Origin of the sequence: Micromonospora sp. NPDC050276 (genome assembly GCF_044459545.1) — a bacterium.
Classification (GTDB): Bacteria; Actinomycetota; Actinomycetes; order Mycobacteriales; family Micromonosporaceae; genus Micromonospora.
Genome location: NZ_JBITJA010000016.1, coordinates 21,840 through 38,068 on the forward strand (window position 1 = coordinate 21,840; position 16,229 = coordinate 38,068).

The 16,229-nt window shown below is 71.7% G+C and carries 17 protein-coding genes; 12 read left to right on the forward strand and 5 right to left on the reverse strand.

Annotated features, from left to right (window positions below):
- Nucleotides 1–75 precede the first annotated feature (75 nt).
- The 5 genes from ACIBF8_RS27220 to ACIBF8_RS27240 all read left to right on the forward strand — a co-directional run bounded on the left by ACIBF8_RS27220 (nucleotide 76) and on the right by ACIBF8_RS27240 (nucleotide 4,679).
- On the forward strand, nucleotides 76–1,470 hold the full coding sequence (locus tag ACIBF8_RS27220; RefSeq protein WP_396786719.1) for an ABC transporter substrate-binding protein: 1,395 nt from the start codon (nucleotides 76–78) through the stop codon (nucleotides 1,468–1,470).
- The gene (locus ACIBF8_RS27225; protein WP_396786721.1) at nucleotides 1,467–2,426 is read left to right on the forward strand and encodes a carbohydrate ABC transporter permease; all 960 of its coding nucleotides are present in this window, start codon (nucleotides 1,467–1,469) and stop codon (nucleotides 2,424–2,426) included. Before ACIBF8_RS27220 ends, ACIBF8_RS27225 begins: the two co-directional genes overlap by 4 nt.
- A complete protein-coding gene (locus tag ACIBF8_RS27230) occupies nucleotides 2,426–3,292 on the forward strand; it encodes a carbohydrate ABC transporter permease (protein WP_396786723.1) in 867 nt (288 codons plus the stop codon). The genes ACIBF8_RS27225 and ACIBF8_RS27230 overlap by 1 nt, the downstream gene beginning before the upstream one ends.
- 110 nt (nucleotides 3,293–3,402) lie before the next feature.
- Nucleotides 3,403–4,017: a methyltransferase domain-containing protein gene (locus ACIBF8_RS27235; protein WP_396786725.1), complete on the forward strand. Its 615-nt coding sequence runs from the start codon at nucleotides 3,403–3,405 to the stop codon at nucleotides 4,015–4,017.
- 56 nt (nucleotides 4,018–4,073) lie between these two features.
- Nucleotides 4,074–4,679 (forward strand): class I SAM-dependent methyltransferase, encoded by a 606-nt coding sequence (locus ACIBF8_RS27240; RefSeq protein WP_396786727.1) that lies wholly within the window; start codon nucleotides 4,074–4,076, stop codon nucleotides 4,677–4,679.
- A 22-nt stretch (nucleotides 4,680–4,701) separates the two neighbouring features.
- Here the strand turns inward: ACIBF8_RS27240 and eccB are convergent, their stop codons facing one another.
- Entirely contained in the window at nucleotides 4,702–6,087 is a 1,386-nt protein-coding gene (gene eccB, locus ACIBF8_RS27245; RefSeq protein WP_396786729.1) for a type VII secretion protein EccB, read from the reverse strand.
- Nucleotides 6,088–6,217: 130 nt separating this feature from the next.
- Between eccB and ACIBF8_RS27250 the strand changes: the two genes are divergently transcribed.
- Together ACIBF8_RS27250 and ACIBF8_RS27255 are read left to right on the forward strand one after the other, a co-directional pair.
- Nucleotides 6,218–6,937: a spermidine synthase gene (locus ACIBF8_RS27250; protein ID WP_396786731.1), complete on the forward strand. Its 720-nt coding sequence runs from the start codon at nucleotides 6,218–6,220 to the stop codon at nucleotides 6,935–6,937.
- A gap of 96 nt (nucleotides 6,938–7,033) precedes the next feature.
- A complete protein-coding gene (locus ACIBF8_RS27255; RefSeq protein ID WP_396786733.1) occupies nucleotides 7,034–7,210 on the forward strand; it encodes a hypothetical protein in 177 nt (58 codons plus the stop codon).
- Between the two features lie 9 nt (nucleotides 7,211–7,219).
- On the opposite strand, the gene ACIBF8_RS27260 is transcribed toward ACIBF8_RS27255, so the two are convergent.
- Nucleotides 7,220–9,022, reverse strand: a complete 1,803-nt coding sequence (locus tag ACIBF8_RS27260; protein ID WP_396786735.1) for an acyl-CoA dehydrogenase — start codon at nucleotides 9,020–9,022, stop codon at nucleotides 7,220–7,222.
- Nucleotides 9,023–9,269: 247 nt separating this feature from the next.
- Between ACIBF8_RS27260 and ACIBF8_RS27265 the strand changes: the two genes are divergently transcribed.
- The 4 genes from ACIBF8_RS27265 (at nucleotide 9,270) to ACIBF8_RS27280 (ending at nucleotide 12,008) form a co-directional block, all read left to right on the forward strand.
- Nucleotides 9,270–9,599, forward strand: coding sequence for an MmcQ/YjbR family DNA-binding protein (locus ACIBF8_RS27265; RefSeq protein ID WP_396786737.1), 330 nt, complete (start codon nucleotides 9,270–9,272; stop codon nucleotides 9,597–9,599).
- Between the two features lie 182 nt (nucleotides 9,600–9,781).
- Nucleotides 9,782–10,819: an L-dopachrome tautomerase-related protein gene (locus tag ACIBF8_RS27270; RefSeq protein WP_396786739.1), complete on the forward strand. Its 1,038-nt coding sequence runs from the start codon at nucleotides 9,782–9,784 to the stop codon at nucleotides 10,817–10,819.
- 73 nt (nucleotides 10,820–10,892) lie between these two features.
- A complete protein-coding gene (locus tag ACIBF8_RS27275; RefSeq protein ID WP_396786740.1) occupies nucleotides 10,893–11,273 on the forward strand; it encodes a VOC family protein in 381 nt (126 codons plus the stop codon).
- A 39-nt stretch (nucleotides 11,274–11,312) separates the two neighbouring features.
- Nucleotides 11,313–12,008 (forward strand): alpha/beta fold hydrolase, encoded by a 696-nt coding sequence (locus ACIBF8_RS27280; protein ID WP_396786742.1) that lies wholly within the window; start codon nucleotides 11,313–11,315, stop codon nucleotides 12,006–12,008.
- Between the two features lie 10 nt (nucleotides 12,009–12,018).
- On the opposite strand, the gene ACIBF8_RS27285 is transcribed toward ACIBF8_RS27280, so the two are convergent.
- From ACIBF8_RS27285 to ACIBF8_RS27295, 3 genes are all read right to left on the reverse strand, one after another.
- Nucleotides 12,019–13,275, reverse strand: coding sequence for an MFS transporter (locus ACIBF8_RS27285; protein ID WP_396786744.1), 1,257 nt, complete (start codon nucleotides 13,273–13,275; stop codon nucleotides 12,019–12,021).
- Nucleotides 13,272–13,865, reverse strand: coding sequence for an ArsR/SmtB family transcription factor (locus ACIBF8_RS27290; protein WP_396786745.1), 594 nt, complete (start codon nucleotides 13,863–13,865; stop codon nucleotides 13,272–13,274). Before ACIBF8_RS27290 ends, ACIBF8_RS27285 begins: the two co-directional genes overlap by 4 nt.
- Nucleotides 13,866–13,930: 65 nt before the next feature.
- Nucleotides 13,931–15,517 carry an LLM class flavin-dependent oxidoreductase gene (locus tag ACIBF8_RS27295; RefSeq protein ID WP_396786747.1) on the reverse strand — a complete coding sequence of 529 codons (1,587 nt, stop codon included), beginning with the start codon at nucleotides 15,515–15,517 and terminating at the stop codon, nucleotides 13,931–13,933.
- Nucleotides 15,518–15,631: 114 nt separating this feature from the next.
- Here ACIBF8_RS27295 and ACIBF8_RS27300 point away from each other — a divergent pair, with 114 nt between their 5' ends.
- The gene (locus ACIBF8_RS27300; RefSeq protein WP_396786748.1) at nucleotides 15,632–16,228 is read left to right on the forward strand and encodes a MarR family winged helix-turn-helix transcriptional regulator; all 597 of its coding nucleotides are present in this window, start codon (nucleotides 15,632–15,634) and stop codon (nucleotides 16,226–16,228) included.
- Nucleotide 16,229: the final 1 nt, after the last annotated feature.

The window sequence follows — 16,229 nt, forward strand, 5'->3', positions numbered from 1 at the left end:
AATCGCACTATGTCTTGCTATTGATCAATCGAAGGTGTTGGATCCGTCATGTACCCTTCGAGAGGAGTGCCACCGATGTCAGCACCTCCGAGGCGGATACTCGCCACCACCCTGATCCTGGCACTGACCACGTCCACGCTGCTGGCCTGCGGAGACGACGAACCGGACAGCAACAGCAAGAAGATCACCGTGTGGAGCCTGGAGGACGTGGCCGACCGGGTCACCGCCACCAAGGCGATCATCGCGGACTTCACCGCGAAGACCGGGATCCAGGTCGACCTCGTGACCGTCAACGAGGACCAGTTCCCCTCCCTCATCGCCGCCAACGCCGCCGCCGGCGACCTGCCCGACGTGGTCGGATCGGTCTCCCTGGCCGGCATCCGGACGCTCGCCGGCAACGAGCTGCTGCACGCCTCGGCGAACGCGGAGGTCGTCGACAGGCTGGGCAAGCAGACGTTCTCGCCCCGGGCGCTGGAGCTGACCTCCGACGACGGCACGCAGCTCTCCGTGCCCAGCGACGGGTGGGGGCAGCTGCTCGTCTACCGCAAGGACCTGTTCGCGGCGGCCGGTCTGCCCGCCCCCGACACGTACGAGCGGATCACCGACGCCGCGACGAAACTCAACACCGGTGGCGTCGCCGGGATCACCGCGGCGACCGCCCCCAGCGACGTGTTCACCCAGCAGACCTTCGAGCACCTGGCACTGGCCAACGGCTGCCAGCTCACCGACGACTCCGGGAAGGTCACTCTCGACTCACCCGAGTGCGTCGAGGCGTTCCGCTTCTACGGCGACCTGATCCGCAGCAGCTCGGTGAAGGGCGCACAGGACGTGGACACCACCCGGGCCACCTACTTCGCGGGCAAGGCGGCCATGGTGGTCTGGTCGCCGTTCATCCTCGACGAGCTGGCCGGGCTGCGCAACGACGCCAAGCCGACCTGCCCGCAGTGCCAGGCCGACCCGGGTTTCCTCGCGAAGAACAGCGGGTTCGTCACCGCGATCAAGGGCCCGAACGGCACCGAGCCGGCACAGTACGGCGAGATCAGCTCGTGGGCCGTGCTGGACGGCGCGGCAGCCGATCCGGCGAAGTCCTTCGTGGAGTACATGCTCAGTGACGGCTACCCGCGCTGGTTCGGCATGTCCCCCGAGGGCCGTTTTCCGGTGCGCAAGGGCACCCCGGCTGAGCCCGAGGCCTACCTGACCCAGTGGGCCACCAGCCCGGCCGGGGTGGACGTGAAGAAGCCTCTCGCGGACGTGTACGGCGACGAAGTGCTGGGTACCCTGCGCCGCAGCCCGGACACCTTCCAACGCTGGGGTCTCACCCAGGGGCAGGGCAAGCTGGTCGGCGCCATGCTCGGTGAGCTACCGGTGCCCAAGGCGTTGAACGACCTCTACTCCGGCAAGTCCGACGCCGCAGCCGCCGCCGGCCGCGCCAAGAAGGACGTCGAGGCCATCAAGGCGGGCGTCAATTGACCACCACCGCGCCCGAAACCGGCCGCTCCCCCACCCAGGAGCGGCCGGGAGGGGCCGGCCGCCGTCGCCCACTGACCCTGCGCCGCCGGGAGTCCCGCGCCGGGCTCGCGTTGGTCGCGCCGACCCTGCTCGTCACCATCGCGGTCATCGGCATTCCGATCGTGTGGACCGTGGTGCTCGCCTTCCAGCGGGTCCGGCTCGCCACCTTGCGCAAGACCGGCCTGTTCGGCGAGTTCACCCTGGACAACATCGACCGGGTGCTGCACACCCCGGGCTTCGCCGAGACGCTGTGGGTCACGCTGATCTACAGCATCGGCGGCACCGTCGGGTCGATCCTGCTCGGTCTGGTGGCCGCCCTGGTGGTCCGCCGGCCGTTCCGGGGCCGCACGCTGGTGCGGGCGTCCATGCTGCTGCCGTACGTGGCGCCGGTGGTCGCGGCGACGTTCGTGTGGCAGGTGATGCTCGACCCGCAACTCGGCATCGTCAACTCGTGGGGGCAACGCCTGCTCGGCTGGGACGCCCCGGTGCCGTTCCTCACCCAGGAGTCGACCGCACTGACCACGGTGATCGTGTTCGAGGCGTGGCGGTACTTCCCGTTCGCGTTCCTGTTCCTGCTGGCCCGACTGCAGGCGGTGCCCGGCGAGTTGGAGGAGGCCGCCCGCGTCGACGGCGCCACTCCCACCCAACGCTTCCGGTACATCCTGCTGCCGCACCTGCTGCCGGTGATCGCGCTGCTGGGGGTGCTGCGCTTCATCATGACGTTCAACAAGTTCGACGACGTCTACCTGCTCACCGGAGGGGCCGCCGGCACCGAGGTGGTGAGCGTACGGGTGTACGAGTTCCTCACCGCCCGTACCGACATCGGGGCGGCGGCCGCGCAGGCGGTCGTGCTGGCCGTGGTGCTCATCGTGTTCGTGCTGATCTACCTGCGCTTCTTCGGACGGAGGGTGGGCTGATGGACCGGGACGTGGTCGAGACGGTGAGCCTGCGTTGGCTGCGCCGCCTGGTGATCGCCGTGTTCCTGCTGGTCACCGTCTTCCCCTTCTACTACATGCTGGTGCTCTCGGTTCGCCCCATCGAGCGGCTGCTGCTCGACCCCGGCGCGCTGGTGGTCGGCTTCGGTGAGCTGACCGTGGCCACGTACGCCGAGGTGCTGAAGGCCACCGACGACGGCGGCCAGGGTTTCCTGACCTTCATCCGCAACAGCGGGTTGGTCGCCGTCGCGGCGACCGTGCTCACCCTGGTGGTGGCGATTCCCGGCGCGTACGCGGTGGCCCGGCTGCGGTTCTTCGGCCGGCGGCAGGTGGACTTCCTGTTCCTGGCGGTCTACCTGTTCCCGTCGATCGTCATCGCGATCCCGCTGTTCGTGGTCTTCACCCGGGCCGGGCTGCGCGGCTCGCTGTTCGGCCTGGTCCTGGTCTACATCTCGCAGACCCTGCCGGTCTCGGTCTACATGCTGAAGAACTACTTCGAGACCATCCCGGTCAGCCTGGAGGAGTCCGCCGCGATCGACGGCGCCGGTCGGCTCGGCATCATCCGACGCGTCAGCCTGCCCCTGGCGATGCCGTCGATCATGGCGGTCGCGCTGTACGACTTCATGATCGCCTGGAACGAGTTCCTCTTCGCGCTGCTGTTCCTGGTCGACAAACCCGACCGGTGGACGGTGTCACTCGGGTTGTCCCTGCTCGCCGACGGGGTGGAGGTGCCCAAGACGGTGCTGATGGCCGGGTCGGTCGTCCTCACCCTGCCCATCGTGATCCTCTTCTTCGCCAGCGAGCGGCTCCTCACCGAGGGACTGACCAGCGGCGCAGAGAAGGGCTGAACGGGTTGGCGTCACAGTCCGGAAACGCCGGGCTGTGACGCCCCCCACAATCGCTCTCATGTCCGTACCATCGGCACGTCCTTATCCGGCACAGCTGAGGGAGCCGGCGCATGAGCCAGGCACGACGGACCCGTCCGACCGAGACGGCGGGCGAGGACTACACCGACCGGCTACAACGCCTCGGTGGTGCCCGCTGGAAGCAGCTGCTCGACGTACAGGCGCCGTACCGGTGGAATCTGCGCCGGCTCAACCTGGGTAACACCCTCGACGTCGGCTCCGGCCTGGGTCGCAACCTCGCCAACCTGGACGGCAACGGCGTCGGCGTGGACCACAACCCGACCTCGGTGGCGCACTCGCGGGCCGCCGGGCTCGAGGCGTACACGGTGGAGGAGTTCAAGGACAGCCCGCACGCCCGACCGGGCGCGTTCGACTCGCTGCTCGCCGCGCACCTGCTGGAGCACCTGCCGGCCGAGGAGGCGCGCGAGGTCATCTCCTCCTACCTGCCGTACGTGCGCTCGGGCGGCCAGGCCGTGTTCATCACCCCGCAGGAGCGCGGGTACGCCAGCGACGCCTCACACGTCCGTTTCGTCGGTTTCGCCGAGGCCGCGCAGACCTGTCGGGAGCTGGGCCTGACCGTCACCCGGCAGTACTCGTTCCCGTTCGCCCGGCCGCTCGGGCGGGTGTTCACCTACAACGAGTTCATCACGGTGGCCCGGCTGCCCTGACCCGGGCTGTCCCGGGTCGCCCGCCAGGCCCCCACCGGCCCGGTTACGGTGACCCCATGGCCAACCCGACCCGCTGGGCGACCGACACCGGTCCCGAGCACTCGCAGTGGTATATCGACCGGTTCCGCAAGCTCGTGGCCGAGGGTGCGGACCTGGCCGGTGAGGCCCGACTGGTGGACGCCCTGGTCGCGCCCGGATCACGGATTCTCGACGCGGGCAGCGGCACCGGACGTGTCGGTGCCGCGCTCGCCGAGCGTGGGCACACGGTGGTCGGGGTGGACGCCGACCCCGCGCTGGTGGATGCCGCCCGCGCCGACTATCCCGGCCCGACGTGGCTGGTCGCCGACCTCGCCGAGCTGGACCTACCGGCGCGGGGTGAGGCGGAGCCGTTCGACGCGGCGGTGCTGGCCGGCAACGTGCTCGCCTTCGTCGCCGTCGGCACCGAACCGGAGGTGCTGCGCCGGGTGGCCGCGCACCTGCGACCCGATGGCGTGCTGACCGTGGGCTTCGGCACCGAGCGCGGCTACCCGCTGACCGCGTTCGACGCCGACGCGGTGGCCGCCGGGCTGCGGGTGGAGCAGCGCTTCGCCACCTGGGACCTGCGCCCGTGGCGCGACGACGCCCCGTTCGCGGTCACCGTGCTGCGCCGCCCGGCGGACTGACACCGGCGGGGGCCCGTTCTCCTCAGCCGGGGGCGGCGACGGCCCGGGCGGCGGCCGGGTCCAGGGTGGCGCCGGCGGGCACCAGGCTGACCAGCCCGGCCGGCAGCCGCATCGGGCGCACGTCGCGGTAGCCGAGCATCGGGAGCACGTCCCGGTCGGCCAGCACGTACCGTCGGCCCAGGTCGGTGACCACGGAGACCGCGCCGCCGGTCGCGCCGGGCGCCGCGGCGGCCTCGACCACCGCGCCGCGGCCCGGCTCCACCACCACGTGGTCGGCCAGCACCGCGCCGCCGGTCGGCGCGGTACGGGGCGCGGCTGTCAGGTCCCGCAGCGGTACGCCCCACCGCACCTCACCCACCCCACCGTCGTCGGCGACCCGGGTGCAGAGCGCGCCGTCGTCGCCGGCCACCAGCCGGGGCGGGGTCGGCGGCGGGGCGTGCGGGCCGCTCGGGGCGAGGTCGGGCACCGTGGGCAGCGCGGCGAACCGGCCCAACGTCATCGGCGTCGGCTCGCCCTGCCCGGTGCGAGCCAGCAGCAGCCCCGCCTGCAACTCGGTGATGCCGGCCAGGCCGGCGTCGAGCGCCACCGCGTACTGCCGACCGCCACCGGAGTTGCTCACCAGGTAGACCGTGCCGATCGTGGCACCCGGCACCTTGGTGGCGGGCCGCCCCAGCGCGGGCAGGTCGAGCGGGGCGAGGTCGGTGCCGGCGGGCAACGAGTTGAGGAGTGCCGGCGCCACCGGGACCGCCCGGGCCCGGGTGGTGGCGAGCGCCGCCAGCACCCTGCTGGGGTCGCGAACGAGGTAGCGCCGTTGGTGCCAAACCAGGTGCAGCCCACCGTCGGGATGGCGCAGCAGCAGCGCCTCGTCGCCCACCGGCCGGCCGCCGTCGGGCTCGGTGCCGATCAGCAGGGCGGAGCGGGGCGCCCCGACGCCCGCGCCGGCCGGGACCGTCGAGCAGACCGTCCACGCCGTGGTGGCCAGCCGGCCGGGGGCGGGCAGCGAATCCGGTGCGTCGGCGATGCCCAGCGGCAGCCCGCGCGGCACCCCGTCGATCGTGCGCCGGGACACCAGCACGGTCTTCGACCGGTCCGCGCCGACGATGAGCAGCGCCGAGGCGTAGTTGAGCACCGGGTGCAGCTTCTGCTGGCGGTAGACGAACCGGGCGCCGGACTCCTTCTCCACGATCACCGCACCCGGGTCGCGCCACCCCTTGCCGCCGCCGGCGAACAGGCCGTAGAGGGCGAAGCCACCGAGCCCGATCGCCGCGACCAGGACGCTGGCCAGACCGGCGCCGGCCAGCCGCCGAAACGGCGACTGCGCGGGATCGGTCTCCCGCATGACCAGGGCGGCGACGGCCCGCTGGACGCTGAACTGGTAGGAGTGCAGCTGGTCCTGCCGCGACGGCATGGGGTTCCCTCCGGTGGATTGGCCGGGCACAGGATATGCGCTGCGTCAATGTCCCGTGGACCCTGCGTGGCCGCTGGTGGCGGGGCAACCGCTACCATCCGGGGACGAATCCGGCGGCGAGAGGGCACCCGTGGGCGCGCGTTTCGAAGAGCTGGCCTGGCGGGAGACTCCGATCGGCGCGATCAGCCTGCGCCGACGCCGGGACCCGGCACTCCAGGTCGAGGTGTACGAGGTCAAGCTGGACGACGAGTTCCTGATGTCCAGCCTCTTCCCGGTCGCGGAGATCGAGCTGGCCCGGCTCGGGCTCGCCGAGGTGGCCGGTGACTCGCTCGACGTGGTGGTGGGTGGTCTCGGGCTGGGCTACACCGCCTGTGCGGCACTGGCCGACCCACGGGTGCGGTCGCTGCTGGTGGTGGAGGCCATCGAGGACGTGATCGACTGGCACCGGCGCGGGTTGCTGCCGTTCGCGGCGGGGCTCGCCGAGGACCCGCGCACCCGCTTCGTGCAGGCCGACTTCTTCGCCGCGGTGGCCGGTGACACCGGTTTCGACACCGAAGTGCCCGGTCGGCGGTTCGACGCCGTGCTGCTCGACGTCGACCACTCCCCGCGCAACGTCCTGCACCCGAGTCACGCGGCGTTCTATCCGCCGGCCGGGCTGCGCCGCCTGGCCGCCCTGCTGCGCCCTGAGGGCGTCTTCGCGCTCTGGTCGGACGACCCGCCGGACGCCGACTTCACCGGGGCGCTCACCGAGGTGTTCGCGAGCGTACGCGCGCACGTCGTGCCGTTCGCCAATCCGCTGACCGGCGGCGAGTCGGCCAACACCGTCTACGTGGCGCGGACCGGCCTCTGATCAACTCCGTTACGCCGCTCGCGCATGGTGTCGGCCGGAGGGGGAACGTGAAGCCGGGCCCGCCGCAGCAGGCGCGGCCGGTTACGGGAGGTCGAGATGCGTGCACTGCTCTGGGTCGTCGGCGTGGTCGCCGGTGTGCTGATCCTGCTCGGGTTGATCCTCGAGGCGGTCCGCTGGCTGATCATCATCGGTCTGATCGCGCTGGTGATCGTGATCATCCTGGGCATCGTCAAAGGGCGGCAGGCCATGAACCACCACGCCCGCCGACGGTGACGGAACCGGTCAGAACCAGTCCGGGCGCATGTCGACGCTCGTCCGATCCCGGCTGTCCAGCAGGTCGAACTGCGGACCGGTACGGGGCAACTCGACACTGAAGAAGTAGCGCGCGGCCTGCCGCTTGCCGGCGTGGAACGGGTCACCGGCCCTCTCCGGCGGCAGCGCCAGCACCTGCTCCAACCACATCCACGCGATCACCACGTGCCCGACGGCCTCCAGGTAGGCGCTGGCGTTGGCCAGCGCGAGCACCGGATCACCGTCGGCCCACAGTCGACGGGTGACCGCGGTGACCCGGTCCACCGTGGCGGCCAGCCGGCCCGCCAGCTCGGCCGCCTCGCCGCCGGCCTGCCGGGCCCGCTCGATCGTGTCGCCGATCGTCGCGGTCAGCAGGGCCAGGCCAGCACCGCCCTGCATGGTCATTTTGCGCCCGAGCAGATCCAGTGCCTGGATGCCGTGGGTGCCCTCGTGGATCGGGTTGAGCCGGTTGTCCCGGTAGTGCTGCTCCACGTCGTGGTCGCGGGTGTAGCCGGCACCTCCGAGCACCTGGATCGCCAGGTCGTTGGCGGTGAGACACCACTGCGACGGCCAGCTCTTGGTGATCGGAGTGAGCACGTCCAGCAGCAGATGGGCGCGCTCGCGGTCGGCGTCGGCCGGGGCGGTCTTCTGCTCGTCGAGCAGCCGCGCGCAGTAGAGGACCAGCGCCAGCGCGCCCTCCACGTAGCTCTTCTGCGCCAGCAGCATCCGCCGTACGTCAGGGTGTTCGATGATCGGCACCTGCGCCGCGGCCGGGTCCTTCGCGCCGACCGGCCGACCCTGCGGCCGTTCCTTGGCGTACGCCAGGCTCTTGAGATAGCCGGTGTAGCCCAACGCGGTGGCGCCTGCCCCGACCCCGATCCGGGCCTCGTTCATCATGTGGAACATCTGTGCCAGCCCCTGATGCGGGGCACCGACCAGATGACCCACCGCGCCGGCGCGGCCTCCCGGGGTGTGGCCGCCGTCGCCGAAGCTGAGCAGGGTGTTGGTGGTGCCCCGGAAGCCCATCTTGTGGTTGAGGCCGGCCAACACCACGTCGTTGCGGTCGCCGAGCGACCCGTCCGGGCCGACCAGCACCTTGGGCACGATGAACAGCGAGATGCCCTTGACGCCGGGCGGCGCGCCGGGAATGCGCGCCAGCACCAGGTGCACGATGTTCTCGGCCAGCTCGTGGTCGCCGCCGGAGATCCACATCTTGGTGCCGAAGAGCCGGTACGTGCCGTCCGCCTGCGGCTCGGCCCGGGTGGTGATGTCGGCCAGTGAGCTGCCGGCGTGTGGCTCGGACAGGCACATGGTGCCGAAGAAGCGGCCGTCCAGCATGGGTCGGACGTAGGTGTCCACCTGCTCGGGGCTGCCGTGCGCGAGCAGCAGGTTGGCGTTGCCCAGGGTGAGGAACGGGTACGCCGAGGTGGCCACGTTGGCGGCCTGGAACCAGGTGAAGCAGGCGGCCGCGACGGCGTGCGGCAGTTGCAGGCCACCCACCGTGGCGTCCAGCCCGGCGGTGAGCAGGCCCGTCTCGGCGAAGCTGTCCAATGCGGCGCGGACCTGCGGGATCAGCCGCACGCGCTGCCCGTCGAAGGTGGGCTCGGCGAGGTCGGCGGCGCGGTTGTGCGGGGCGAACTGCTCGGTGGCCACCCGCTCGGCGAGGTCCAGGGCGTCGTCGAAGGTCTCCCGGGAGTGCTCGGCGTAACGGGGACGCTCGACAAGTTCGGCCACCCGCAGCCAGTCGTGCAACAGGAAGTCGAGGTCACGGCGGGAGAGCAGGGTGGACGGCACGGCACTCCTCAGCGGGCACGGGGGCGGGTCGGACCGGGATGACGGCCCACGGTCGTCCAGTCCCATCCTGGCCGATCGACAGGGCGGGCACCACCGGCCCGGGGGGCGTTGCGTGAGCGGAACGTGTCACACCGCCCGGCTAGCGTCGTTGCCCGTGACCGCACCCGGAGACGTCCCGCCCGAGGTCCTCGACCGGCTGCGGCCGATCTGCCTCGGTCTGCCGGAGACCTACGAGGAGCCCGCCTGAGTGGGCACCCGCTGGCGGATCCGCAAGCGGACCTTCGCCCACGTGCTCACCGTCGACCCCGTTCGCCAGGCGGTCCACGCGCGGGCCGCCGCACTCAACCAGCCCGCCTGCCTGCTGACCTTCCGGTCGCCCCTCGACGAGATCGCCGGGCTCCTCGCCGGCGGGCGTCCCTTCTACAAACCGGACTGGAGCCCGAACGTGATGGGCATGGTCCTGGAGCCGACCACCGACTGGGAGGAGGTGGGCGAGCTGCTCACCGAGAGCTACTGCGTGCTGGCCCCGAAGCGGCTCGCCGCCCAGGTCGGCCCCCCGGCACCGCCGACCGGCTGAGTGCCGTCGGTGCGCCAGGCCGGCTGAGTGCCGTCGGTGCGCCCGAGGCCGGCTGAGTGCCGGTTGCACCCGAGGCCGGCGGTTTCGCCAGGTGTGCTCCGGGGGATACCGCGCCGGATGGCCGATGCCGTCGGCCGTCGGCTGGGGCCGAGGACGCCGCCGGGCGGGTGAGGAGCGGGCCGATGTCGTCGCTGCCCACCGAGGAGGATCCGCGGTTGACGCCGGTCCTCCATGAGGACCGGGTGTGCACGGGCGTGACCACCCTGCACGGGCGGGTGTTCCTGAGCTACCCGTCGGCGGACCGACCCGGCGTGCAGGTGGTCGAGGCGCTGCCGGACGGCCGCCGTGACCCGTACCCCGATGCCGCGTGGAATCGGGCTGACCAGCCGCCGGACGGGGCGTTCGTGCACGTCAACGGGTTGCGCGCCGGCCCGGACGGCCGGTTGTGGATCATCGACTCGGGTACGCCGCAGCTCGGCGGCGCGCAGGTGCCGGGCGGCGCTCGCCTCATCGCGGTCAACCCGGACGGCGACCACGTGGAGCGGGTCTACCACCTGGACGAGGCGGTGCATCCGAACAGTTACGTCGACGATGTCCGGTTCAACGGTCCGGTGGCGTACCTCAGCGACGCCGGGGCGGCCGGCCTCATCGTGCTCGACCTCGACTCGGGTCGGCCCCGGCGGGTGCTCGACGGGCATCCGAGCACGGTGGGCGGGCCGTTGGTCGCCGACGATCGCACACTGCGTGACCCGGACGGTGCCGAGGTACGCCTGCACGTCGACCAGCTGGAGGTGTCGCCGGACGGTCGCTGGCTCTACTACCAACCGGCCTCCGGCGGAATGTCCCGGATCGCCACCCGCTGGTTGGACGACCCGTCGGTCTCCGCCGACGAGATGGCCCGGCGGGTCGAACGGTGGTGTGACACACCCAGCACCGGTGGCACTGCCATCGACGCCACCGGCACCATCTACCTCAGCGACGTGCAACGGCGGCGCGTCGTCGCCCTCGCGCCCGACCGCAGCGTGCGGACGCTCGTCGCCGACCCCCGGCTGGCCTGGGTGGACGCCGTGTGGCTGGACGCCGACGCCCGGCTCTGGATGCCGGCAGCCCAGCTGCACCTGACCGCCGGTCTCAACGGCGGGCACGCGGCCGTCGATTATCCGGTCCAGATCTACCGGATGCCCGTGGACGCTGGGCCTCCCCCACTGGACCACGCCTGAGTGTCCGCTCGGGCAGCGCTGCGCGCACGCGGCCGTCGAGCGGCAGGCCCCCGCCCTCGGTATCCTGCCTCTCATGCACAGAAGCCGTGTGTACGCGCTGCTGATCGACGCCCCCGAGGCGGAGGCCGCGCGGGCGGCGGAGTTCTGGTCGGCGGCGCTCGGCGTCAGCACCCGGTCCGATCCGGCGGAGCCGCAGTTCGTCGGCCTGCACGAGGCGCTGCCGGGGTTGGTCACCGCGGTTCAGGCGGTCGACGACACGCCGCGCTTCCACCTCGACATCGAGACCGACGACGTACCAGCCGAGACCGCACGGTTGACGGCGCTGGGCGCCACCGAGGTGTCGCAGTGGCTCGAGTGTCGAATCCTGCGGGCGCCCGGTGGTCATCTGCTCTGCGTGCTACCGGTGGCGAGTCCGCCGGAGGTGTTCGCCGCCGAGGCCCGCAGCTGGTCGTGACCCGCCGACCTGTCGCAGGTCGGCGTTAGGCTCCCGACCATGGCTGATTTCGTGTTGGTGGCGGGGGCGTGGCTGGGGGCCTGGGCATGGGACGAGGTGGTGCCACCCCTGCGGTCGGCCGGGCACGGCACCCACCCGCTGACCCTCACCGGCCTCGCCGACAAGCGGGATGTGCCCGCCGGGCAGCAGACCCACGTGCAGGACATCATCGACGAGATCGAGCGCCGCGACCTGCGTGACGTGGTGCTGGTCGGGCACAGTTACTCGGGCATTCCGGTGGGTCAGGCCGCCGAGCGGATCGGCGACCGGTTGGCCCGGGTGGTCTTCGTCGACTCCGAGGTGCCGGTTGACGGCGGGTCGTTCGCCTCCGGCTGGTGGCAGGGCCAGGCGGCCTTCGAGGCGCAGCTCGCCGGCAACGGCGGCTACTGGGCGTCGCTGGGCGCGGCCGACGTCGACGGTCAGGGGCTCACCGACGAGCAGGTCGCGCGCCTGGTCGAGGGTTTCACTCCGCACCCGGGCGCCACGCTGACCGAGCCGGCCGTGCTGCGCCGTCCACTGGGTGAGCTGCCGGCGACGTACATCAAGTGCCTGCTCGACGGGCCGGAGCCCAACGACACGGTGGCCAAGCTGCTGGCCAGTGACCACTGGCGACTGGTCACGATGGACACTGGCCACTGGCCGATGTTCTCCCAGCCCGCCGAACTGGCCCGGATCCTGCTGGCGCAGACCGCCTGACCAACGGTGGTCAGGCCACCGGTTCGTCGAGGGTCTGGATGTGGCGCACCGGTGAGGCGAGCAACCACAGCACGGCGAGCGCACCTCCCAAGCCGGCCACGGCCAGGGTGGGCCGCAGCCCGATGGTGGTGCCCAACGCACCGCCAACCAGCGCACCGAGCGGTCGGATGCCGTAGTTGACGGCGCTGTAGGCGCCGGCCCGGCGTCCTCGCGCGTCGTCGGGCGTCACGGCGGTGAGGAGGGCGTTCAGGTTCACGTCCATCAACATCACCCCGACGCTGGAGACCAGCTCGATGGCTGCCAGCATGGCCACCTTCGTCCACGTCGGCCCGGACACCAGCGCGGCCAGCGCCAGCGGCACGGGGAAGAGCACCGCGCCGATCATGGCGGTACGGCCCAGACCGATGGCGCGCGAGACCCGTGGAGCGAGCGCCGCACCCGCGAACCCGCCGAGCGCGCCGAACCCGAGGGCGATGCCGATCTCGCCGGCCGACAGGTCGAGTTCGCGGCTGGCGTAGAGCACCAGCAACGCGCTCGCGATGAAGGTGAAGAAGTTGACCGTGCTGGTGCAGCCGAGGGCGGCACGCAGCACCGGGTGTCGCAGCACCAGCGTGAGCCCTTCGCGGACCAGGCCGAGAGTGGACGTCCGACGCGGCGGCGGGGGCGGCTCGGTGACCGGGATACGGTGGAGCAGCAGCGCCGAGCCGAGGAAGGACACCGCGTCGACGACGATCGCGACCGGCGCGCTGAGGGCCTGGATCAGCCCACCGCCAACGGCCGGGCCGGCGATGAAGGAGAGCGACCGACTCATGCTCAGTTTGCTGGTCGCGTCCACGTACGCCGATCGTGGCACCAGGGCGACGAAGAACGCCTGACGCGCCATGGCGAACAGCACCGCCCCGAGGCCGGTCAGCAGTGCCACCAGGTAGAGGTGGGTGAGGGTGATCGCGTCGAACAGGTAGGCCACGGGCAGGCTGAACAGCACCGCCGCGCGGACCAGATCCGCGATGATCAGGAGCCGCCGCTTGTGGGTGCGCTGGTCCACCCAGGCACCCAGGAACAGACCCAGCAGGTTGGGCAGCCAGATCAGCGCGGTGAGGACGCTGACCTGCACGGGCGTCGCGGTGAGCAGGGTGACGGCGATCAGCGGCAACGCCAGTTCGCTGATCCGGTCACCGAACTGGGAGATCGTCTCGCTGATCCAGAAGGTGCGGAACCGCCGGTCGCGGTGCAGGGCCGGCGGGGGCGCGGTGTCGGTGGCGGTCATGACGCGGCCGGGTCGTCGCCGGGCTCGGGCAGGAGGTAGCGCAGCATCCGGACGATCCGCGCGCCGTCCGGAGATGACTCCTCCTTCCGCCGTACGTACGGAGCGATCAGCTCCTCGATCGACTCCTCCAGTTGCCGCAACTCGTCGGCGGTGGCCACGAACCGGGTGTCGGCGATGCCTGCCAGCGCACGCCACTCGGCGTCCAGTCGCGGCTCGTCCTGCAACAGCCACTGTTGGGGAACCTCGGCATTGCGGGCGAACATCTCGCCGCGCAACTGCTGGACGGCGGACTGCCCCTCAGTGCCCTCGGGCGCGGCGAAGCGGAAGCCTCGGGCTGCCGCTTGCCACCAGCGTTCCCGCTTGCTGGTGGCACCGTCCCAGTCGAGCACCAGGCCGAACGTCGCGAGATGCCGCAGGTGCCAGCTGACCACCGACGGGGTGGCGCCGACGTGCGGCGAGAGCCCGGTGGCTGTGGCCGGACCGTGCCGCTGGAGGTGCTCCAGGATCGCCAGCCGGACCGGGTGGGCCAATGCCCGCAGTGCCTGTGGCTCGGTGATCTCGAAATCCCCGTACGGATTCTTGAGAGACATGTTTCGAGAGTAGTCTCTCAGGTTGGACCGGAGCAACCCCCCGAGCCGCGGCGGCGCCGCGCCGATCAGGCGATGCCCAACCGCGCCAACGGCTCCACCAGCTCCCGCTCCTCGTAGCTAAGGTGCGACAACAGGGCGTCGGTCAGCAGGTCCACCGCGGCCCGCAGCTCGGCGAGACCGTCCGGCGACCCGACGTACGCGACCAGGGCCCGGTCCACACCCTCCAGCACGTCGTGGATGACGTGATGCTCCTGCTCCAGCCGGTCGACGACCGGGCCGAGTCGGGGGTCATGCGCCCGCAACCGGGGGAAGAACGACTGGTCCTCGATCGTGTGGTGGGTGGTCACGATGCGGCAGTAGGACTCGCAGTAGACGCCGAGCGTCCATCGGTTCTGCCGCATGGTCATCGTGTTGATGTGCGACCGGGCCGCCCCGGCGTCGATTTCGCCGGCCGCCACCTGCTCGATCAGGTCGTGAATCTGGGCCAGCTCGGCGCGCAGGCCGTCGTGGATCTGCACGAGGTGCGCGCCGGTGGCCTGCTCCTGCGGGGTGTAGGTGCGGTGCGGATCGGGCGCGGGGCCGCTCGGTCGGGTCGACTCGTCCCAGACCTGCCGCTCGCTTCGGCGTACGCCGTCGTCCGGGGTGGGCACCACGGCGAACGCGCCGCCGGTCACGGCCGCGCGGCTCGACCGGACCGGCGCGGCAGCGACCGGCTCCGGCTCCGGCTCCGGCGGTGCCGGCGTACGCTCCGCAGCCGCGCCACGGTCACGTTCGGCCGCCACCAACTCGCGGACGGCGGGGACCACCTCACCGGCGAACCGGCGCAGGTCGTCCGGGTCGTCGCCGGCGAGAATGAAGGCGCTGACGCCCTCCCCCAACGCCAGCTCGGCCAACTCCTCCGCCCACTGTTTGGCGGGCCCGTTCAGCGGGCCGCGACCGACGGCCGAGAACTGCCCGGCGATGTTGAGCAGCCGGCGCACCTCCTGCGGCGACCGGCCGGCCTGCTGCGCGGCGTCGTCGATGATCGCGTTGCCCTTGGCCAGATCACCGGGCTGGAGGTAGCCCAGCGTGGGCAGCCAGCCGTCGGCCCGACGACCGGTGAGTTGGAGCATCCGGGGCTTGTACGCGCCCAGCCAGATCGGCACCGGGTGGGCCGGAGCGGGACCGCGCTTGGCGCCCACCACCCGGTAGAACTCGCCGTCGACCCGCACTCCGCCACGCGTCTCGACGTCCCAGAGCTGACGGATGATCTCGATGGCCTCCTCCAGCGCGCGTACGCCCTGGCCGGGGGTCAGCCGCCGGCCACCCATCGCCTCGATGGCGTCCCAGAACGCCCCCGCTCCCAGACCAAGGCTGACCCGGCCACCACTGAGCAGGTCCAGGCTGGCCACACTGCGGGCGAGCACCGCCGGCGGGCGCAGTGGCAGGTTCGTCACGTTCGCCGCCACGTGCACCCGGTTGGTGCGGGCCGCGACGAAGTTCAGCAGCGTCCACGTGTCGAGGAACGCCGGCTGGTACGGGTGGTCCTGGAAGGTGACCAGGTCCAGCCCGATCTGCTCGGCCAGGACAGCGACGCCGACCGTACGGTCCGGATCGCCGGCGCTGGGCGTGACGAAGGATCCGAAGACCAGGTCGTGGCCGTAGTCGCTCATCTGCGAGCCTCCCGATTTCCGCGACGCCTCGGGCGATGCGCCATGACCTCAACCTTATGCCATCCAGAACATCTGTTACAAACAAGGTCTGCCCGACTGCGCTATGGTCGGGGGATGACGGGTGCCATTCACCGGCCGGACCGGCCCGATCCGCTCGACGACGACCTCGGCTGGATGCTCGGGATCGTCTTCCGCGGTTACGTACGGGCGGCCGAGCACGCGTTCACCGACTTTCCCGGTGGGCCTCGCGGCTACCAGCTGCTCACCGCAGTGATCAACGGACCGGCCCGCAACCAGGGCGCGATCGCCGAGGAACTCGGCATCGACCGCACCGGCCTCACGTACCTGATCGACGACCTGGAACGGCCCGGATACGTCGCCCGTCGGGCGGACCCGGCCGACCGGCGCAACCGGCTGATCGACGTCACGGCGACCGGCCACGCCGCGTGGGAGCAGCGGCGGTCGGCACTGCGGCAGATCGAATCCCATCTGCTCGGCGCGCTCACGCCGGCCGAGTCGGGGACGCTGCGGGCGCTACTTCAGCGGGTCGCCTGCTCGGCCCAGGCGGTGGACCCGCTGCGTGACCTCTGCGAGGTGGTGACGCAGGCGCAGGCCGACCCGGCACCGGCGGCGCCGGCCTCGCGCCGGACCGGCGCGGCGGCGGCACGCGGTGGGCGCGCCGCCGCCCCCCGAGCCCGCCGCCGCGCCTGAC